The sequence below is a fragment of the Cytobacillus sp. IB215316 genome (assembly GCF_033963865.1).
GTDB lineage: Bacteria > Bacillota > Bacilli > Bacillales > SM2101 > Nanhaiella > Nanhaiella sioensis.
The window spans coordinates 1-21,300 of the sequence record NZ_JAXBMC010000021.1 but is presented as its reverse complement, the minus strand read 5'-3'; the positions used below and the strand labels follow the sequence as shown (position 1 = coordinate 21,300).

The window sequence follows — 21,300 nt, the reverse complement described above, 5'->3', positions numbered from 1 at the left end:
TATAAAATTATTGAATTGGACTTACTAGAAGATGTTCTGGCCTTTGAGCACGACAGTAAAATTCAGGCATTTCACCATCCATAAAATCGTTACTCTTTGCTGTGACGATATCCCTGTAGTAAATTATATTTCCATATTTCCTTTACTCCTGTACATTATTGTATGTCTACGAAGTGTACATTCACATAATTAATATGGTGAATGACATACATTCCAAGTTGCTCTCATTCTCTCAACTCTTATTTCAATAAATTACATGCTTAATAAAAATTGCTGTTAAACACTAAGATCATTGTACACCTTGATACATCCATAATTTAAAAACTGTATGATAAATGTACAATTTCGAATCAAACAGCTTACTCTCTTCATATTCATGTAATAACAAATAAAATGAAGAGGTGCATTCACTTGACTACTTTTGTCGTTGACACAAAAACTCACTCCCTTATAACTACACTTCCAGTAGGCATTCCAGCCGCTTTCTCAGGGGCTCCTCAATCTTTAACACCAGATGGCAAGCTTGTTTATACTATTAATGTAAATGGCCGTTCAGTATCTGTTATTGATACACAGACACATTCAGTAATTGCTACGATTCAATTTGATGCTTCTACCCTTCCACAAGCTATTGATATTTCTCCAGATGGCAAATTAGTTTACGTTACTACAAATCTAGGTACTGTACCTGTTCTTGATGTAAAAACTCATTCAATAATCGCTACAGTTTCTATAGGAGAACTCCCTCTTACTTCGGTAAAGTTTACACCAGATGGAAAGCTTGCTTATGTTTTAGGTTTCAGAAGTTCTGAGCCCGGTACTCTCTCAGTTATTGATACAAAAACTCACACAGTTGTTGCTACTCTGATTCTTCCAGAAGATAGCACATTACCGTTATTTATTTCTTTTACACCAGATGGAAAATTAGCCTATATAAACGCAGGTACAACCAATTAGATCGTATTCAAGCCCCATGGTCATCCCAAGCTTAAAATATCATCATTGTTTTATTTATTTTGATCTTCCTTAAAGGCTGTTTTCACATATGTTGTTGTTTATAAAAGATAAACACGTATACAACTTTTTAATGGGAAAACAGCCATTGACATTAGCCATTTAGGAATATATTTAATTCTTATTTCCATTAAAACTCACTTGAATTTTTGCCTCCCCCATCTTATTATAAATTGAGCTAATCCACTAATAGATCTCATAACCTTGATTAAATGGGGGATCTATTGACCAAAAAATGATACAAGGATTCACTATTATGAACTACATAAAGTACTTTCAATTCAAATGTATATTTTATATTACTGTGTTTTTTCTTTTTGTCCTTGGTTCTATTAACATTAAAAAACCTTTCTCAGCTCTTACGAAAGTTGATCTTCTTCAAATAGGACTTATTTTCTTTTTCTTTTTATCAGCATTAAGTTTATATGACGAGATTTCAGAGCGTTTCTCTAATATACGACCCCTACAAAGGTTTATATTGTCTACATTCTCTTTTTTACTAGCTACCATTCTAGGTGGAATGATTGCTTTTCCTCTAGTAAAATAAATTGAGAATGATAATTGAGGCTATTTTGTTCAAATTTAATTATGAACATCTAAAACAACTTACATATTGATTAAGAGTCATTTAATGAATAGACACGATATTTTGCTGGTATTTCAGTGATATTTTGTATATGCTTAGAAACTTGTAAAATATCAACAATTTCTTCACCATTACTAACATAAATCTCCCCATTATATGAACAATAATTTCTGTTTTCTTTAATAACAATCCCAGTAGAAGAAGACATATCCATATATGATTCATCATATTTTACACTGCCAGTTGATGATAAATATAGTGTTGCTAACTTACTCAATTGCTCATGTTCCTTTACATGACTTAATATGAAAACTTCATCCACTAGCATTTTATCGTGCAGAGTAAGAAAATCTTTTATTTGTAGTATTTCAGATTTCAACACGTTTGAGAGCGATTGTGATTGAAGATGAATGTCTTCACGTACAACTGTTTTAAAAATTTCTTGTATAAGCAGATCCTTACCAACAACAAAAGGGTGGCTGAAGCCATGCTTGTATAAACTCTCCTTCATGCTTATCATTCGTTCTATTTGAGGAACTGCGGAGACATCAATCATTAAAGTATTTCCTTTAAACCGAAGGGAATCAATTAAGGTATCAATGTCATAAGGATTAATGTGTAAGTGAGAATAATATAAATCTCTATTCCAAAAATCAAGCTGATCGAGTGATAGTGAACCAAATAGAATTTCTTCAATGATTTTATACTTACTACCACCTTTTAATATATGTAAAACATCGTTCAGTAAGTTTGGTGTTCGGTCTAATATATTTCTGATTTCTGCGTTTTCGCTAATGATTCGAAGCGTTACTTCTCCATGATCATGACCTGATATGAGTTGGAAGCAATGTGAAAAGGGACCATGACCGATATCATGTAATAATGCTGCAACTTTAGCAAGTTTTTTTTCATACTGAGTAAGAGAAATGTCTCCCCGTGCACTTAGGCTAGAGATAACTCGCTTCAGCAATTCATAGATTCCTAGGGAATGCTCAAACCTAGTATGAATTGCTTCGTTATGTAGAAAAAATGTATTACCTTGCTGTTTAATGAGAGATAACCTTTGAAATGCTTTCGTTTTAACTATTTCTATCAAGTCATCATCTTCTATTTGGATTGTCTTATAAATGGGATCATTGACTATCATTTCTACCTCCTGAATTTAAAACCGTAACTATTTGATTCTCCAATGCTATGGCAATAACAAAAAATTAACATAAAATGTTATTTGTTAATTTGTAGGTATATCTTATTATAGGCTGTTTTCTTAATTATTGTTAAATTCTTATAAAAGAAAAAACGTTGACCATTTGAATAATGTATGAAGAGAAATATCAACCTATAAGATCATAAAAATTCGCAAATCAAACCCTAATCGTTATATCTAGTATTGTTAGTTTCTAATGATGTATGGGCAAGTTTGTGAAGTCACTACCTTCGAATACTAGCATTTCGACTGTTAAATTTGTAAAGTCTTAGCTATTAATCTACGTTTCTTTTAGGATGAATATAGTAAAATTAGTTTAGCTGAAGGTATGAGTAAAAATTGAATAAACTTTTTTAAAAAAAATTGTTTACAGGTGTCACAAAATGAACTTTCAAACGACTGATTAAATATAAAACAGGAAAAGAAGGTGATGATGGGATTGAACGAAGATAAGCAGCAACTTGTAATGGATTGGTACGAAAAATACTTTGACGACGTGTACCGCTTTATTCTCTTTATGCTTGGTGATAAACAATGCTGTGAAGATCTAGTTCATGACACATTCGTGCGTGCGTATATTTCATATGACCAATTTGGCAACCGCTCGAATATAAAAACATGGTTGTTCAGCATTGCCAAGCATTTGGTAATTGATGAAATTCGCAAACGAAAGAGAAGAAGGCTTGTTTCGGTAGTTAAAGAAATTCCTTCACCTATTAATATCGAACAGTATATTGAAAATAAAGAAGCGGTCATGCAATTAATGGATTCTATTCAAAAATTAAAACCAAATTATCGACTAGTAATTATTTTAAAGAAAGTGGAGGAGTGTTCAACAAGAGAAATTGCAGAAAGTCTTGGCTGGTCCGAAGCAAAAGTACGTAAAACATTGTCAAGAGCATTGCAATTACTTAAAAAAATGAAAGGAATCGAAGAAGGAGGCGGCCGTATTGAACAAACATTTTGACGACCAATGGAAGCTGCTCCAACAAATTGGATCAACGAAAAATCAAAAAGATAAGATGAGAACAAGGCTTTTGAAATCTATTCAAGATCACCAGGTTGTTCACACGCCAAGACGGGCATTTCTATTAAAAAATTTCATTGCTGCTGCAATCCTACTAATGATTTGTGGAAGTTTTTTATGGCTGATTCTAGAAGAAAGTGCACAGCCACGAACCGCATATGAAGAATCATTTGAGTATAATCAGCTCAGCTGGATGTTAACTGATGTCTATCCCGAGAAAACTGGTGACGGTATTCTTCTTTATAGGAAAGATAATCCAGTTGAAGTAGGTACGGTGGCAGAAGTTTCTGAAGAGGAGAAACAAGAGTTAGTTCATTCATTACCAATGTTTGTGGAAGAAACGCTTGAGAATTTTCCTTATCCAATGACTATGTATATTGAACATGCTAAGACGATGGATGCTGCATTACGATATCACTTCTTTGTTGAATTTACGGATGAGAATTGGGTTCACATTACATTTAATTACCCAAAGCTTGAATATGCTGAAATTTTTCACGCGATGTCCACTTTGGAACTTAAAGGGAAGGAACCATATGTTCATAATGAACAGCTCTATGTCACACACGGCTATGATGACTTGTTGTATCCTGCTGGATTAGAGCCGATTTCCATTTCCCGTGAGAAAGAACATTATTACTGGGCAAATGCTTCGAATAGAGTATATTTTGACTACGTAGATAAAATTGATAATGGACTTGGAGGCTGGGAGTTGCGATCTGTTAAGGGGCTTACTTATACATTTGTTCAAGAAAGATTTGAAACAGAATTATCAATCACTTTAGATAGCAAAGAAATAGCATATGAGTTTGTTTATCATGATCAAGACGAGTAGCTAAATAAGTTACTAAAGTTTAATGCTGTACAATTGGAAAATATATTAAAATATACCTTTTATAAAATGTCTGTTTCAATTATAATAAATATAATCTTTCAAACGGGGTGAATGAAATGTCTTATCGTATTGTTCGAAGTAATTAGTTTTCGGGCTGGGCAAAAACGCGTACCAGCCATCAAGGGTGAAGTCTGCCCTTTTGTCGAAAACGAAATCTTTGAACAGTGTCGAGAGTCATTAACATACTTTTTAAAGCCAAGGCACTGGACTGTATTTTAAGAAAGTCTATGAGTCTTGGTTTTTTATATTTGAAAGGTGGATATATAAAAATGAATGAATTAGAATATAAAGATTTTTATGACAAAGTTGGAAAAGTAAATGGTTGGGATTTTAGTAAATTGAAGTCCACTTCAGAAGGGGTAAAATGGCATTTTTACGATGAAGTAGTGAAAAGGTGCAAATCTTCTGATGTATTGCTTGATATTGGTACAGGTGGCGGAGAAAATGTGTTGAAAATTGCTCGTTCAGCAAATTTCTTGGTTGGAGTAGATATCTCTAGTGGAATGATGGAAACAGCTCAAGCAAATCTTGCGAAATCAAATGTTTCAAATGTACGATTTTGTCAATTACCATCGGATAATTTACAATTTCCTGCAGAGTTTTTTGATATCGTTTCATGCTGCCATGCCCCATTTAATGCAAAGGAAATTTCAAAGGTATTAAAGAAAGGCGGAATTTTTTTAACTCAACAAGTCAGTGAAGGCGACAAACTAAATTTAAAAACAGCATTTGGTCGCGGACAATCGTTTGGAGAAAAGGATGGAACATTACAAGAAACATATGTACAAGAATTAATCAAAGCAGGTTTTTCAAATGTCCAAACCTTCGATGAAAATGCTCTTGTTTATTACGAAAGGCCAGAAGACCTTATTTTTCTGTTAAAGCATACACCTATTATTCCTAGATTTGGAGAGGAAAAACAAGACTTAGACATATTGAAGGGCTTCATAGAAAAAAACAATACTAATAAAGGAATTTGTTCAAACTCTAAACGATATCTCATAATAGCAACTAAATAATAGAATAGAGTTTTATAACTATACAGGCATTCATGATGTGATAAATTATACTGCCAATTGCTTATGAGAAGCTTTTAATATATAGAAAAATCACTGCTTATGAGTGAACCCCCATATTCAGCAAAGGGTACAAACTTACAAACCTTAACAGAATATGAAGACAATTCACTGTGAGCATTTTCTTAATAAGTATATGAACTTGATTCTTGGATGATAAATCCCAATATGTCTTTTTATAAATTACATATTGGGATTAAATTATGCAATCGGTCGTTAAGATAGGCCCTATTATGTTATTTGAATAATGTAGTTCATATTTTATAAGATCAGCTTCTATAACCTCCTATAAGTTTTTTGCACGAATTCTGCCAATCCATTTTTCATTCTTACACTATTCTTTCAGACTATGTCAGTTCAAAATGATAACTTATCAAAATTTTACTATTATAGTATTTTTTTATACGTAATTGTGCAACTTATACATCACATCATTCGTCAAACATATATAAGAAGTTTTCTATAAAAGGGGGAGTATCAAGAAAACAATTTACTTTTCGATATATTCAGAGTTGGTTAATTTACAAATTTAATAGTGAATGGTACACGATTTTAAGAGAGTGGGTAACACTGGAGTTCAAACTAAATGATGTCCCTCCTCTTAAGACAGCATAGGCAATAAAGGAAAAGAAATTGAATTTAAAAGTCATAAGTTAATTCAACGCTATGGTCTGTTTGTATAGTTGAATATGCTATAAAAACTTGATAATAATGGAAAAATAATTATAGTAGGTGCATGGATGAAAAAGAAACAGAAAAACAATAAGAAGAAAAGGAACCATCTCCCATTTCGGTTGAATGTGTTATTTTTTATCGTCTTTTTACTATTTTCAATATTGATTTTAAAGCTTGGACTTACTCAGATTGTTTATGGGGAAGATTATCGACGTGAAATTGAAAAAAAAGAAGAGGTGACGGTAAGTGCATCCGTTCCAAGAGGGAAAATATATGACAGGAATGGTAAAGTCATTGTAGACAATTTACCGTTAAACGCAATCACATATACTGGCTATCAAGGTACAACTGCTGAGGAGCGCCTTAAGGTTGCGAGAGATCTAGCAATTTTCATTGACAAAGATACTAAAGATGTTACTGAACGTGATAAAAAAGACTTTTGGATGTTAACTCATCCTGAAGAAGCTTTGGAAAAAGTAACAGATGCAGAATTAAAGAAACTAGATGATGGTGATCTTGAAGCAACAGATATATACAAGCTTCAGCTTAATAGAATTACAGAAGAGGAGCTTGCCACCATTACAGGCCAGGAGCTTGAAGTGCTTGCAATTTATCGTGAATTTAGTGGTTATGCACTCACACCACAAATTGTAAAAAGTAACAGTGAAAATAAGAATGATGAAGTTTCTGAACAGGAATATGCAGTTGTAAGTGAACATTTATCACAATTGCCAGGAGTAGATACGACGACAGATTGGGTGCGTGAATATCCGTACGGTGATACCTTTCGAACAGTATTAGGAAATATTACATCATCCAAGGAAGGGTTACCTTCTGAAGTAGCTACCTATTATGTCGCTAAGGAATATAGTCGTAATGACCGTGTAGGTAAAAGCTATATTGAGAAGCAATACGAAGATGTTCTACATGGTCAAAAAGAGAAGGTTAAAAATATTACAGACAAGGCAGGTAATCCTCTTAATCAGGAAGTTATTACAGAAGGTGCGAATGGTAAAGATCTTGTTCTTTCTATTGATATGGATTTGCAAATTGCAATTGAAAAAATTATTGAAGAGGAATTAGTAACTGCAAAAAGCAAATCGGGATCTGCATTTTTAGACCGTGCCTTTGTCGTTATGATGAACCCTACTACTGGTGAAGTACTATCATTAGCTGGGAAGCAATATGTGAAAAATGATCAAGGTGAAGTGGAATTTTTGGATTTTGCTAGGGGAACTTTTCAGTTGTCGTATGCGATGGGTTCAACAGTAAAAGGCGCGACAGTGTTAACAGGCTTTGAAACAAATACAATTAAACCAGGTACTACCTTTATTGATAGTCCATTGAATATTAATGGTTTACCAAAAGGATCATATAAAGTGTTAGGTCCTGTAAACGACCTTGATGCGCTTAAAAAATCTTCTAATGTCTACATGTTTCATACAGCAATTGGGGTAGGTGAAGGTAATTATGCTTATGGAAAACCATTGTATATAAATACAGCTGCTTTTGACACGTTTCGTTATTATTTTAGTCAATTTGGTCTAGGGGTAAAAACAGGGATTGATTTACCTGGGGAACAAACTGGCTTTGCTGGAACAGATACACTCCCAGGTTTATTATTGGATCTATCTATTGGGCAATATGACACGTATACACCACTCCAGCTAGCACAATATGTATCTACTATTGCTAATGGTGGTTACAGGGTGAAACCACAAATTGTCAAGGATATTCATCAACCATCTGATGGTCAAAATGGACTTGGTCCAATTTTAAAGGAATTTAAACCTGAAATCTTAAATAGAGTTGATATGAAAAAAGAGTATATTGAACAAGTGCAGGAGGGGTTTCGTCAAGTAATGCAAGAATCAGGAGGTACTGCTGTAGGTTCTTTTGGAGACAAACCCTATAAACCAGCTGGGAAAACAGGAACCGCTCAAGTAGATGTGGATAAGTCGGAAAATGTAGCTTATGCTCATAATTTAACTCTTATTGGTTATGCACCTTATGACAATCCAGAGGTTGCATTTTCGGTTGTCGCTCCTACTGCAGACTACGGGAATAGTAAAACCTCCATCAATTTAAACATAGGCGAGAGAATTTTAGATGAATACTTCAATTTAAAGCAAAACAGAGCCAATGGTACGGAACAAGAAGTTATCGATGAGGCTGAGTCTGAATTAACCGATCCCACAAGTGAAGAAGAAAATGAGTAGTGATTGAGAGAGAGGGGCTAAATTTAGGAAATATCTATAAATTAGCTCCTCATATTAATTTGAAAGATTGTCATTCTTAGATAGTTTGCACTAGTCTACTATAATTTTCTTTTTCTGTATTATGTATAACTACATTGAGAAAACAAACAACCTTTTATATGGGAGGATTCCGATATTGACCCCGATAAAAAAAGCTTATGGGTATGTTACTAGAATGAAAGAAGGAAAAACACAAGTTTTAGTCTTTCAACACCCAATATCTGCAGCAGGAATACAAATACCAAAAGGCACAGTTAAACCTAATGAAAGTACTTATCATGCTGTAATAAGAGAAATTGAAGAAGAGACTGGGCTGAAAGATATTCATATTGAATATTTAATTGCGCAAGACTTATGGGAAAATGATGACGGTGCTATACATCATCGGTTTTTTTATAAAATTTCTGTAACAACTGCATCAAATGAATGGGACTACGAGCCAACAGGCGGAGAGGAGGAAGAAGGACTAACGTTCCATTTTTTCTGGATTTCTTCAGAAAATGAGGTTGAACTTATTAGAGGACATGGTGATTATTTAAAGCTTGTCTTTGATTGAACATTGCATCTATGCATCCCTAACTTAAGTGATATGTGGAACATTTGTTATTGAACATTGTATTAGCGATCGGAAATCGACACACCAGCGTTATATAACTTTAATGAATGTACTGCTGAGGTATTAATTTTACACTAAGTAATTCAAAAGGCATGATTTATTATGGTATGTCACTTTATTAAAATTTGCAGATATATCTATACTACTGATTATATAATCCTTAAGTGTAACAAATAAAGTTTTTTACGAACCAAGAAGGCTTGTAATGGCTAGGACAATATCATGATTCAAACTTTATTTTTTGGGGAGAAAGTACGAGAGAATTACCCTCAACAAGCATTAACATATTTATATGCAGAATCGTTTATTGCCTGTCAGCTTGGGAGTCTATTAGAATTGTGTATAATCGTGCTATATGCCATTAAAGACTTATAACTAACGGAAACGTTATGAATGATAATGACTTATTTTTTAAAAATACAGATATGATTATTGGGAAAACACGACGAAGGCTGATACATATGAGTCGTAGTTTAATGTGGTGAAAAATCCAAAAATTAAGAAATAATACATTGATACTGCTAATGAAGTATGATATAGTAACTGGAAATTAGAGGTGATAAACATGACCTATTGTATAAGTTTTATTTCATTCGAACAATTTCATCATCATAACAATTAGCTGTGCTATACGATCCAAAAAATCGTACATAGGATGGCTATTTCTTATTAAATCGCATTTGACTAAGTTAACAACTTATCTCAGATGCGATTTTTTTATTTAGGTTCTTTTCGGAGACTTTGTTGCTTTTGTTCTATAAATTTGAGCAACTGATGTGAATGATATGATTTTTATAGTCTGTTGAGAAGAAAAGATGTCACGAACTCTAGTTGTGTATGTTTTTCTTAATAAGAAAACTGCTTACTTTAATTATGGAGGAAGAAAAAATGAAAAAAATGGCTTATCAAAATGTCAAAGGAACGAAAGATTACTTACCAAGTGCAGAGATAATAAGAAGAGATATTAAAAGAACGTTAGAAGATGTATTTATCAAATACGGATGCAAACCACTAGAGACACCTATTTTAAATTATACGGAATTACTTGCTTCAAAATATGGGGGTGGAGCTGAAATATTAGAAGAAATGTATGCATTATCTGACAGAGGAGCAAGAGATTTGGCTTTAAGATATGACCTCACCATACCCTTTGCCAAAGTAGTTGCGTTGAATCCGACCTTGAGGATGCCTTTGAAAAGATATGAAATTGGTAAAGTATTCAGAGATGGACCTATAAAAACAGGTAGACTTAGAGAATTTACGCAGTGTGATGTTGATATTGTTGGAGTAGAATCACAATTAGCTGAAGCTGAATTATTAATCATGGCATTGGATGCCTTCCGCCAGCTCGATTTAGATATCATTATCCAATATAACAATAGAAAATTATTAACTGGCATATTGGAAGTATTTCAAACAGAGGATAAAAAGATTAATAAAGTTGTGATGATATTAGATAAGCTTGAAAAGATTGGCTTAGACAATGTAATAAATGAGCTTGATGAAATAGGACTGTCGAAGTTAACGATTAAATCGATCAAACAATTTATCACTGCTACCAATCATACAAGCTACAGTTACTATCAATCATTCGCCGAACAAAATGAACGAGTAAAACAAGGACTCGATGAATTACAAGAGCTAGATAATTATTTGGAATTACTTGATGTCAGTGGACGATGTGAATTTAACCCATTTTTAGCAAGAGGGTTAGAAATATACACAGGTACGATCTATGAAGTTTTTTTGTCAGATTTATCACTGAAATCAAGCATCGGGAGTGGTGGGAGATATGACAATGCAATTGGTGGACTTATTGGAACGAATGAAAAATATTCGACAGTCGGAATTTCCTTTGGTTTAGATGTCATATATACAGCTATGAGTCAGTCTAAGAAACTAACTGACAAGACGGATATAGATTATTATTTAGTACCAATAAACACTGAGAGAGAATGCTTGTTAGTAGCCAACTATTTAAGGAATCAAGGTTATAAGGTTGAATTGGAAATGAGTAACAAAAGATTAGGAAAGGCGCTGGATAAGGCAAACAAAGAGAAAATACCTTATGTAATTATTGTCGGAGAAGATGAAGTGAAGAAAAATCAACTAAAAATAAAAAATATGTCTTCAGGAGAAGAGAAGTTCGAAGCTTTTCAATATAAAAGTTAAACTGCTTATATTATCAATGGTTCAACCATATAAACAGTGAATGAGCGGTATACGATGGGTATATTTTGTTACAACCATGACAAGATTACAGCGTAATTATATGTGACAGTTACTACTTTTGAAAATAAGTCGAAGTTTGACAAGGTAAATATGTAAGAATATGATTAAAATGGGTAATGAACGGTATAATTATATGTATTTTCCATTGGTAAGGTCTACACGAACAGATTCTAATCTGGTGGATGTTGTGTAAGGAGATCTCCTCAAGAAAAAATAGCTTTATACCATTCAATGATACTACTATTTCTTAAGGGGGAAATACGAGCGGTGAAAAGAGTAGACGTTGCATACGTACTCATCTTTGATGAGAATGACGAACAAGTTTTGCTGGTTAAAAATAAGGGCGAAAAGACCTCTTACTATACTTTACCAGGAGGGGCAGTAGAACAGGAAGAAACCCTACAAGATGCTGCTATCCGTGAAGTTAGAGAAGAAACAGGGTTTGTCGTAGAATTAGACGGTATATTTTCTATAAGTGAAGCATTCTTTGAAGAAAGTGGTAACCACGCTGTTTTTTTTACTTTTAGAGGAAAAATAATTGGCGGAGTAATGGGCATATCATTACCTGAAGAGATTGAAGAAATCACCTGGATGGAATCGTCGAAAGCAGAGCAATATGTACATATTACAAACGAAAAGGGGTTGATTAAAAGTAAATCATCAGCCCCTTATTTTCTTAGAGGTAGAGTCAGTCATAAGGACTAAATATATGTTAAATGATTGGAAAAAGGTGAAGAGGAAATGGAAATAGAAGTTGTATACTTTTTATTATCCTCTCTATCTAACACCTAAATATAATCGAAAAGCATGATTTTTGAGCATTATCTCTAGCTTCCTTCGTTCAATTTCTTTATATATATCTATTGTAGATCCATGTTTTCCATGGCGTTTAAACCATTTTTTTAACAAGGTCATCACCCTTTGTTTTTTGATAATTTAAGTATAAACTGATGCGCCATTTTTAAATACGACCGAAAGATTGTTTAGATGTCATTCTTAAGACGGAATGTTTTCTCTTGCCAAAGGTCGATCAAAAACATGATTAAGAAGTACATAATTGGGACTTTTAAACACATTTCCTGTTAAATAAGAATGTGAATACATGTAAACTGAAAACAACGGGCATGAGGATTAATATAATGTGAACGCAGCCTTTGATTTAGTAAATTTAATATTGGAATTTGGAAACCGATAAAGATGTATACCCTTCCTATATTTAAAGAATCATAATCTAATCCAAACATTGTAATTATAAATGGAGAGGTTAATAATTTGTGGAAATGTTGAACTTAAACAGTTGTTATTAGATTTTCGAAAGAAAAAGTTGTTCTAAAAACTCATGGACTAGTTGTAACGGGGAAATGATAATCGTCATTATGATTTGGATGTCATATTTAATACATATAAAAATAGAGATATAGAATGGCATTCCAGGGGTAAGATTCAGTTTGACGAGAAAAGACTAAGGAGTCATAAGGTGATAAATGATGTCTGCTGACCTACTAAGCTACGAGTAGATCATTATCCAAGTAGAAGAGGTATGGAAATAACGCTGTTTTAATCAAAAAAACGCTCCAATTGAGCGTTTTTTTGATCGTTGGACACTTTATTAACTTTCTAATGTCTTTTTGTTCATCTTCTGAACCATTTTAACGTTTTCAATATGAAAAGGTGAGTCAATACTTTCACTAACAATACTAAATGTATTATTATCTAAATCAAAGAACTCAAAACCTTTCATTCCCCCATAATCTTCAATATCTGTAGTTATAACACCATTACTATGAAGGTGGTCAAATACTGAATTAATATCTTCAACTACAAAATTAAAATAGACATTTTTCTTCTTTCCTTTAATGATAAATTCAGTTGGTTGTGGAGCTTCAACTTGAACAAGGGCCAATTGAGTTGAACTGTTTGGAAAATAAAAACCAGCCCCATCTTCCCATCCATCAATTTTCTTAACGCCTAAATTCTTTTCATACCACTTTGTCGCTTCCTTTATGCTAGTTACAGGGATAAATATACTTCCAACTTGCATCATCAAATCACTCCTTTTATATAAATTCCTAAGTATAACGTTTATAATGGTAAAAAGGTTACAGTAATTTTATTTTTTTTGAGGGGGTTTTAGATGGTATTTGACAATTTAGCATTAACAATCACAAAACTATATAAATACTGTTTGAAATTAACAGGCTCAACATGGGTGGCAGAAGACCTTGTTCAAGAGACTTTATTAAAGGTTTATAGGCTGAGAGACTCAGAACCTAACCGAGAAATTACATACCCTTTTCTTTATACTGTGGCTAAAAACCTTTTTATAGATGAAAAAAGAAAAAAAAGAGACTTATTTTATTTCAATGAAGAGATTCATAATCAGACGAATGATTTTTTAGAATACGATAACTTGATTGAATCATTACTCGTATCTTTACCATTAAAACAAGCTATGCTCTTAACTCTTAAAGATGTGTTTGGTTATACGATAAAAGAACTAAGCTCAATGCTTCGGACAAGTAATGAATCTATAAAAACAGCATTACATCGGTCAAGAAAGAGACTTAAATCATCTCCAAAATCTAATGCAGATGTTAATGTTCAAAACCATCAAATCATTGTTGGGCTTTCTAGTGCAATAAAAGAGGCCAATGCTAACAAAATATTTTTTTATTACAGATTACTTGAAGCCCGTAACTTTAAAGTAAGGAGAAATAGTAGTCAGTCTGTATGTCATGTGGTAGATCCTGATGGAAATATACTCGAGTTTCTATCTTCATCATGATTCAAGTAGGAGAATGTGGGTTATGTGAATGTAAAAAGTCATGGATGTTATTTAGTATAGTCATTGTAATTAATTTTGGTTAGATCTTACCATATATATTTAGCTATAGAAATTAGCGAGGACAGGGTAAATCGTTATTTCATCAAATCTTACTTTGGACAAAACGAAAAGCCCTATAAGTAGGGCTGGTCTAGATGCTTTTTTTCATTCCACAATTCGTACATTCACGTATAAAAACATAGTCCTTTGCAGAGCTTTTAAAAATGGATGAGTTACAATTATCGCAACGACCACTTACTTTGTCAGGGTATTTCTTGTAATCGTATACTTTATTTAAATCTATCTCTGTATGATCTGTCATTTCATTACCTCAATCAATTATATTTTATGAATACATTTTATCAAAACTACACTCAAATTTAAATATGACTATGTATAGGATAAGTAGTAAAAAGCTTATAACAAATTTAGGTACTCTTACAATGAAAATAACCATTTGAAGTAATGTTAGAAGACTACTAAATATATCGTTTACTTCACTTCTAACACGAAATTATAAAGAGCATCACCATCAGATACATTTGTATTTTCCTTATCCATCCACCATACACCGTAGCTATAATAATAAATTCCCTTGTCCATTGGTGCAAAAAAGGTGTTGTTTTCTACGATAACATCAGAAGTTTTAACACCTTCAATTTGCGTTACATGGATTTTGGTACGCTTTGGTTCATAATGCATGACAAACTTTACTACTTCACCTGACCTCACTTCAATAGGTGTTTCTCCTTCCAATATTTCCACTGGCCCAGCTGTATCAACGCAAATGTTTGAGCTTTTTGAAGTTTTCCAACAGTAACTCCCTAGTATTGTTTCATACTGTTTATTATTTATCTCAATTAGTGCAATTGGTGGCTCACTTTCAATCACTTCATTATTAGAACATGCAGCTGTAATTAGTACGAAAAAAATGATAGGAGTATATATTAGTTTTTTCATTTTTTATATCCCTTCTATTTAACTTATATAATATTTTTCGTTATAACGTATTGGTATATTATATGCTAATAAAGTATTTTGTTTTTGATGATTAAATCATCAGTTCTTGTCGGTCTTTGTTATTTATATAGTGTTGTAATGTTTGGGATGCTAGGATATCAACCTTAAAAGTTATTTTTGTTCATCACTTAGTCAGTTCATTGCAAAAGAAATATAACAAAATTGTTTGATCTTTGTATCTAGGAATGTCGAGTCGTTTTGTTGAAAAAGTGAATGAACGCCCATTAAGTAAGTTTGAAGATGAGGAACGATTATGTAAAGTTATTTTTATAATATTTAACTTGGTTGCCTTAAATTTGAATTAAAGTCAAAGCAATTCGTTTCAAAGACAGGTAATGTTACAAGCTACAAGACAATATAATAAAAGAGATCATGAAAGGTTTGACACAATAAACTTGATCGCCAACATTTACAGAATGTTTTAGATTAAGTAATAACTCTGATATTACAGAGGACAAATATCATCTTTGAATGGGTTTTATAATGGTGGATATTAGAAAACAATCATATAAGTTACTCATTCTTATTCCTAAGCCCTGTTTCATCAGCTTCCCTAAGTCAAAGTGATGAGAGTTATGCGAAGACTTTACCTTTAATAAAAATAAAAGCTAAAATAATAAAACCCCAAACATGCTTCTAAAATTACTAGTTTGGGGTTTCTTTTATTTATATTTTTTCTTTATGTGATCGAAAGGCAGCGTTCTACATTCAAATTAAAACAAGGAAGTGACTTGAATGACACAGTTAATTAGATTAACGTTGTTTTCCATTTTCCTCATCAGCTCAGTTGCTTGCAGTAACGAAGCTGTAAATGATGAAGAAGTTCATGAACTTGTTATGGCATACAAAAAAGAGCAGTACACAATAGAAGACCCGTCTGCACCCCCTTCAGAGTTTGAAATTTCCGAAAATGTTAGTCACTATTTATCTGAAGATGCTTTATATGAACAAAATATAAATAGAATCTTTGATATAGCCCATAAAGTTGCAAAAAAGCTAAACAAAAAAATTGAATTAGTAGATGTAGTACTTGTAAAAGGTGAAGAAGATGAAAATAGCAATATAGATTATGATTATACGATAAAATTAAAAATCGGTACTGATGAGATTATTGAAGTAAATGGACATGTAACAATATCTAATGACAATGGTTTGAAGATCATGAGCGACTTTGACCACTTTCGTCATATAGGAGCTAGGTTTATGAATAAATAAGTGTATTAAGCGAGACTAAAGAGTTTAAATCGTAATTGTCTATTGAATGGCACGAAATGAGGAGCAAATTTATCTTGTTATTTATGAGTTTTATCACAGTAGTATGATCAAATGCTCGTTTTAGCATAGATGTCGAAGAAAATAGTTTTTCTCCACAATTTCTTAATTTTCTGGATTGGTTGTTTATATATTTTGATTCACCAAAGCAAAGACACTAAGCGGCATCACTTTAGAATAGGAATAAAGCCTCTGGATCTTGTTGGTAAGATTGTAATAAAAAATTTACTAGCGAAGATGGTGGCTGAAATATGATTATAAGATATCCCCTAGCTAAAGGTGGTTCGACAATATTTTCATGTTGAAGAACCTTATTTAAGAGAGGGTTTAGGGTGAGATAGACGTGATAACGATTATCCCATCCTATTTGTGCGCTGTAATTTTTGGGTGAAGTTCGTGATGCAAAAAGAAAAACTGAATGCTTTTGGTTATGTTTCAGGTGTGGGCTTACAACATGGTTATATGGAAGTATACTCGTACATCCTGAATAATGTCAGGGTATTGGTCAAGCTTTAGTAAGAGTATGATTGAGAGAGTCAGAACGGTTTGGCTTGGGTATCATCACTTTAACACATAGCAAAAAGCATTTGAAATTTCATTGAAAATGTGAATTTACTCCTTGTTAGGGCGGGATATGGGTAAGCAAAAAGATTGATAATATTTACAACTGATTTGTAAAGAAAGCGGGGTTCAAATGTAATGAAAGGCAACGGATTGTCTGTCATCATATAACTTAAGTATTTATAACGAAAGTAAGTAGATTGACAGCTAACACAAAATCTCATGTCTATCAGCAACTTAGTTTAAAGTTTAAGAAAATCCTATTTTCGATCAAATAATATTGATGTGAGCATATGTCCTTTCACCGGGAATTTGCTGTTTTTGTAATTGCAAATATTAGGTTCCGAAGGAATATGTCGATATGTTTTTGTTTTTAATAGGGTGATCTATTCGATGATGGCATGCATATAAATATTTTGAAGTTCTGCTCATGACAAGATCGAATCATTCTATAGTTTATTCCTTAATATCATTTAGAATGAGGAAATCAAGTTTTGGTTCCAATGTCTTCATCAAATACATTTAATAGTTTTTTAGTGCCATATTCCATATTAACAACGACTGGTTTAAGGTCATTTTTCGACAAAAAAAGTCATAAAATTTGCAAAAAGAAGAAAAATATTAATTTACAATATTTTCAGTAAATAATATAATAGTTTCAGTGGGCTATAACCACTACATACAAAAAATTACATTTAGGGGGAGATTCAATTTGAAGAAGACAAAGCTGTATTTGCTTCTCACATTGCTGTTAGCATTCACTATGGTCTTTGCTGCATGCGGAAATAGTGAAACAACCTCTGAGACAGAAGAGGTAGCAGAAAGTAACGAAACGACTGAAGAATCAGAAGAACAAACAGAAGAAGAAACAGAAGCGAATGAAACAGGACTTGCAGAAAATCAAGTTTTACGTGTGAATAATAATTCAGAGCCGAGTACTTTAAATCCTGGCTTAGCAGAAGATACTACTTCTTCGGCAGTTTTATTACAATCATTTGAAGGTTTAACGCGTGTCGGTAAAGAAGGTAAGCCTGAGATGGCAATGGCCGAGGATTATGAAATGTCTGATGATGGTCTTACTTATACGTTTAAACTTCGTGATGGCCTAAAATGGTCTAATGGTGACGCTTTAACAGCACATGATTTTGAATATGCTTGGAAATGGGTGCTACAAAACCCTGAAGCAAACTATGCTTATATTCTTGATTATGTAAAGAATGCTGAAGCAGCTAGAAATGGTGAAGTTGACCTTTCTGAAGTTGGTGTTAAAGCACTTGATGATCTGACTCTTGAAGTTCAGCTAGAAAATCCAACTGCTTACTTCTTAGAGCTTACTGCATTTTATACTTATTTCCCAGTGAATAGTAAAGTTTCAGAAGCAAATGCTGACTGGGCATTAGATGCTGGACCTGATTACACTTCAAATGGTCCTTTCAAACTAGCATCATGGGAGCATAACGATATAATTGTACTGGAAAAGAATGAAAATTATTGGGATGCAGATTCAGTAACATTAGAAACAATTGAGATCATTATGATTAATGATCAAAACACTGAATTAACGATGTTTGACAATGATGAGTTAGATTGGGCGGGTGACCCAACTGGTAGTTTACCTTCTGAGGCATTACCAAGCCTTAAAGAAGCAGGTATTTTAAATGTTAAGCCTATTGCTGGTGTATATTGGTATAAATTTAATACTGAAGAAGCACCATTTAACAATAAGAAGATTCGTAAAGCGTTTGCGTATTCAATTGATCGTAAAGCAATTGTTGAAAATATAACACAAGGTGGAGAAGTTCCAGCCTTTGGTATCATTCCACCATCTATCTTCCCAGAAGCAGCTGAAGGGGGATATTTTAAAGATGCGGATTATGAAACTGCTAAACAATTGTTGGAAGAAGGTTTAGCGGAAGAAGGTTATGCAAGTGTAGAAGACCTTCCTGCTATCGAGCTTTCGTACAATACGAATGAAACACATGCTAAAGTTGCACAAGCAATCCAAGATATGTGGAAGAAAAATCTAGGTGTAGAAGTGGAATTATTTAATCAGGAGTTTGCCGTTCATCTTGATGCAATGGATGCGGGTAATTACCAAATTGCTCGTTTAGGATGGCTAGGAGACTTTAACGACGCAATGAACTTCTTAGAAATATATAAAGAGGTCGGCGGAAACAATGATACTCGATGGGAAAATGATGAGTATAAAAAGTTATTGGATGATTCTAACAAAGAGACAGATCCTGCAAAACGAAAAGAGCTTTTAAGCAAAGCTGATGAACTTATCATGGAAGAAATGCCAATTGCTCCAATCTATTATTATACAAATGCGTATGTGAAGAAAGACAACTTAAAAGGCGTTGTAGTTTCTGGATTAGGAGACGTACAATATAAATGGGCATATTTCGAAGCGAAATAACCAATCGATAAATGATAGTGACCGATATATACTAGAATAAAAGTTAACTAACGAGGGTGACTCATAAAGATCCGACCATGAACCCATTTATTGTATATAGGGAATGTTGCCCGGATACTATACAATAATTGGAGTTAGTAGGTCTGACCTTTAGCTTTGAGTCACCTGTTTTTATAGTTCAAGTTAATGTTGCGGAGGTGTACAACCTTGTTTAAGTATATTTTAAAACGTCTTGGATTTATCATAATTACTCTTTTAGTAATTATTACTGTAACCTTTTTCCTTATGAAAGCAGCACCTGGAGGACCATTTACCTCAGAAAAGCCACCACCACCTGAAATTTTAGAAAAACTTAATGAATATTATGGTCTTAATCAGCCTTGGTATGCTCAATATTTTGATTATTTAGTTTCAGTAGCTAGCTGGGATTTCGGTCCATCCTTTAAGTACAACGGACAATCTGTAAATGATTTTATTAATGATGGATTCCCAGTATCATTAATACTTGGACTGGAGGCTATTTTTCTAGCATTGGCTTTTGGAGTATTATTTGGAGTTATTTCAGCTCTCAGACATAATAAGTGGCAAGATTATTCCGTGATGGTCTTTGCAGTATTAGGAATATCAGTTCCTAGCTTTATCATTGCGTCAGTCCTACAATATGTATTTGCGATGAAATTAGGGCTATTTCCAGTGGCTAGATTTGAATCATTTTCTTACCATGTTTTACCTGCAATTGCTTTAGCGTCGACACCGCTAGCATTTATTGCGCGACTTACTAGGTCAAGTATGCTTGAAGTCTTAGCTTCAGATTATATAAGAACAGCGAAGGCAAAGGGCATTAAAAATACCGTTGTCGTCGTTAAGCATGCCATTCGTAATGCCTTAATGCCTGTTGTTTCCTATATGGGTCCACTAACAGCTGGGATTTTAACAGGTAGCTTTATTATCGAGAGTATATTTGGTATTCCTGGGTTAGGTAGCCACTTCGTTCGGTCGATTACAGATCGTGATTATACAACGATTATGGGTGTAACTGTGTTTTATAGTATATTGTTACTCGTTTCAATCCTCTTAGTAGATATATTATATGGATTAATTGATCCTCGAATTAAATTGTCTCAAGGGAAAGGGGATTAATATGGATAGACAAATAGAAGAATCACAAACAATACAACAAAACTTACCTAAAGAATTATTCGAACGAACTAAATCTGAAGCACATGAAGCAGAAAAATTAGGGAAAAGCATCACATTTTGGAAAGATGTTTGGCTGCGCTTTAAAAGCAATAAATTAGCTGTATTCGGCATTTTTTTATTGTTCATACTCGGAATTATGGCCTGGATTGGTCCAAGCTTGACCCCATATGATTATGCGTCAAATGATTTAACCCAAGCGAATAAAGCACCTTCAAGTGAACATTGGTTTGGCACTGATAGCTTGGGGCGTGACGTGTTTACTAGAATTTGGCATGGAGCACGAATTTCATTGTTTATCGGTTTAGCAGCTGCAACAATTGATTTAATTATCGGTATCATTTGGGGTGGTTTAGCAGGTTATCTTGGCAAGCGTACGGATGAAATATTAATGCGTATCGCCGATATTTTAACAGCTGTT

The 21,300-nt window shown here is 33.3% G+C and carries 17 protein-coding genes; 13 read left to right on the top strand and 4 right to left on the bottom strand.

Going from position 1 to position 21,300, the window contains the following annotated elements; genetic code table 11:
• The first annotated feature begins 411 nt into the window (after positions 1-411).
• Entirely contained in the window at positions 412-957 is a 546-nt protein-coding gene (locus SLH48_RS20480; RefSeq protein ID WP_320259633.1) for a cytochrome D1 domain-containing protein, read from the top strand.
• 674 nt (positions 958-1,631) lie between these two features.
• Here the strand turns inward: SLH48_RS20480 and SLH48_RS20475 are convergent.
• Positions 1,632-2,747, bottom strand: coding sequence for an HD domain-containing protein (locus SLH48_RS20475; RefSeq protein ID WP_320259632.1), 1,116 nt, complete (start codon positions 2,745-2,747; stop codon positions 1,632-1,634).
• A 493-nt stretch (positions 2,748-3,240) separates the two neighbouring features.
• Here SLH48_RS20475 and SLH48_RS20470 point away from each other — a divergent pair, with 493 nt between their 5' ends.
• From SLH48_RS20470 to SLH48_RS20440, 7 genes are all read left to right on the top strand, one after another.
• Positions 3,241-3,774 carry an RNA polymerase sigma factor gene (locus tag SLH48_RS20470; protein WP_320259631.1) on the top strand — a complete coding sequence of 178 codons (534 nt, stop codon included), beginning with the start codon at positions 3,241-3,243 and terminating at the stop codon, positions 3,772-3,774.
• Positions 3,758-4,669, top strand: a complete 912-nt coding sequence (locus tag SLH48_RS20465; protein ID WP_320259630.1) for a hypothetical protein — start codon at positions 3,758-3,760, stop codon at positions 4,667-4,669. Before SLH48_RS20470 ends, SLH48_RS20465 begins: the two co-directional genes overlap by 17 nt.
• A 329-nt stretch (positions 4,670-4,998) precedes the next feature.
• Positions 4,999-5,748 carry a class I SAM-dependent methyltransferase gene (locus SLH48_RS20460; RefSeq protein ID WP_320259629.1) on the top strand — a complete coding sequence of 250 codons (750 nt, stop codon included), beginning with the start codon at positions 4,999-5,001 and terminating at the stop codon, positions 5,746-5,748.
• Between the two features lie 797 nt (positions 5,749-6,545).
• On the top strand, positions 6,546-8,699 hold the full coding sequence (locus SLH48_RS20455; protein WP_320259628.1) for a penicillin-binding protein 2: 2,154 nt from the start codon (positions 6,546-6,548) through the stop codon (positions 8,697-8,699).
• Positions 8,700-8,874: 175 nt separating this feature from the next.
• Positions 8,875-9,294: an NUDIX hydrolase gene (locus tag SLH48_RS20450; protein ID WP_320259627.1), complete on the top strand. Its 420-nt coding sequence runs from the start codon at positions 8,875-8,877 to the stop codon at positions 9,292-9,294.
• A 948-nt stretch (positions 9,295-10,242) separates the two neighbouring features.
• Positions 10,243-11,526 carry a histidine--tRNA ligase gene (locus SLH48_RS20445; RefSeq protein ID WP_320259626.1) on the top strand — a complete coding sequence of 428 codons (1,284 nt, stop codon included), beginning with the start codon at positions 10,243-10,245 and terminating at the stop codon, positions 11,524-11,526.
• A 327-nt stretch (positions 11,527-11,853) separates the two neighbouring features.
• Positions 11,854-12,291, top strand: coding sequence for an NUDIX hydrolase (locus SLH48_RS20440; RefSeq protein WP_320259625.1), 438 nt, complete (start codon positions 11,854-11,856; stop codon positions 12,289-12,291).
• Between the two features lie 904 nt (positions 12,292-13,195).
• On the opposite strand, the gene SLH48_RS20435 is transcribed toward SLH48_RS20440, so the two are convergent.
• A complete protein-coding gene (locus SLH48_RS20435) occupies positions 13,196-13,630 on the bottom strand; it encodes a VOC family protein (protein ID WP_320259624.1) in 435 nt (144 codons plus the stop codon).
• A 90-nt stretch (positions 13,631-13,720) separates the two neighbouring features.
• Between SLH48_RS20435 and SLH48_RS20430 the strand changes: the two genes are divergently transcribed.
• Complete coding sequence (locus SLH48_RS20430) at positions 13,721-14,371, top strand: RNA polymerase sigma factor (RefSeq protein WP_320259623.1); 651 nt, start codon at positions 13,721-13,723, stop codon at positions 14,369-14,371.
• A 190-nt stretch (positions 14,372-14,561) separates the two neighbouring features.
• Here the strand turns inward: SLH48_RS20430 and SLH48_RS20425 are convergent, their stop codons facing one another.
• On the bottom strand, positions 14,562-14,732 hold the full coding sequence (locus SLH48_RS20425; RefSeq protein WP_320259622.1) for a hypothetical protein: 171 nt from the start codon (positions 14,730-14,732) through the stop codon (positions 14,562-14,564).
• A 170-nt stretch (positions 14,733-14,902) separates the two neighbouring features.
• On the bottom strand, positions 14,903-15,370 hold the full coding sequence (locus SLH48_RS20420; protein ID WP_320259621.1) for a hypothetical protein: 468 nt from the start codon (positions 15,368-15,370) through the stop codon (positions 14,903-14,905).
• 795 nt (positions 15,371-16,165) lie between these two features.
• Here SLH48_RS20420 and SLH48_RS20415 point away from each other — a divergent pair.
• The 4 genes from SLH48_RS20415 to SLH48_RS20400 form a co-directional block, all read left to right on the top strand.
• The gene (locus SLH48_RS20415; RefSeq protein ID WP_320259620.1) at positions 16,166-16,645 is read left to right on the top strand and encodes a hypothetical protein; all 480 of its coding nucleotides are present in this window, start codon (positions 16,166-16,168) and stop codon (positions 16,643-16,645) included.
• Between the two features lie 1,381 nt (positions 16,646-18,026).
• Positions 18,027-19,682, top strand: a complete 1,656-nt coding sequence (locus SLH48_RS20410) for a peptide ABC transporter substrate-binding protein (RefSeq protein ID WP_214484056.1) — start codon at positions 18,027-18,029, stop codon at positions 19,680-19,682.
• A gap of 207 nt (positions 19,683-19,889) precedes the next feature.
• Positions 19,890-20,822, top strand: a complete 933-nt coding sequence (locus SLH48_RS20405) for an ABC transporter permease (protein ID WP_320259619.1) — start codon at positions 19,890-19,892, stop codon at positions 20,820-20,822.
• Position 20,823: 1 nt separating this feature from the next.
• On the top strand, positions 20,824-21,300 hold a 477-nt coding region (locus SLH48_RS20400), incomplete at its 3' end, for an ABC transporter permease (protein ID WP_320259618.1).

What these genes read in the sequence shown, in the direction of transcription:
- SLH48_RS20435 (WP_320259624.1), bottom strand. Translation starts at nt 13,630, where the DNA reads ATGATGCAAGTTGGAAGTATATTTATCCCTGTAACTAGCATAAAGGAA.
- SLH48_RS20475 (WP_320259632.1), bottom strand. Translation starts at nt 2,747, where the DNA reads ATGATAGTCAATGATCCCATTTATAAGACAATCCAAATAGAAGATGAT.
- SLH48_RS20470 (WP_320259631.1), top strand. Translation starts at nt 3,241, where the DNA reads ATGGGATTGAACGAAGATAAGCAGCAACTTGTAATGGATTGGTACGAA.
- SLH48_RS20410 (WP_214484056.1), top strand. Translation starts at nt 18,027, where the DNA reads ATGGTCTTTGCTGCATGCGGAAATAGTGAAACAACCTCTGAGACAGAA.
- SLH48_RS20420 (WP_320259621.1), bottom strand. Translation starts at nt 15,370, where the DNA reads ATGAAAAAACTAATATATACTCCTATCATTTTTTTCGTACTAATTACA.
- SLH48_RS20445 (WP_320259626.1), top strand. Translation starts at nt 10,243, where the DNA reads ATGAAAAAAATGGCTTATCAAAATGTCAAAGGAACGAAAGATTACTTA.
- SLH48_RS20460 (WP_320259629.1), top strand. Translation starts at nt 4,999, where the DNA reads ATGAATGAATTAGAATATAAAGATTTTTATGACAAAGTTGGAAAAGTA.
- SLH48_RS20425 (WP_320259622.1), bottom strand. Translation starts at nt 14,732, where the DNA reads ATGACAGATCATACAGAGATAGATTTAAATAAAGTATACGATTACAAG.
- SLH48_RS20430 (WP_320259623.1), top strand. Translation starts at nt 13,721, where the DNA reads ATGGTATTTGACAATTTAGCATTAACAATCACAAAACTATATAAATAC.
- SLH48_RS20455 (WP_320259628.1), top strand. Translation starts at nt 6,546, where the DNA reads ATGAAAAAGAAACAGAAAAACAATAAGAAGAAAAGGAACCATCTCCCA.
- SLH48_RS20415 (WP_320259620.1), top strand. Translation starts at nt 16,166, where the DNA reads ATGACACAGTTAATTAGATTAACGTTGTTTTCCATTTTCCTCATCAGC.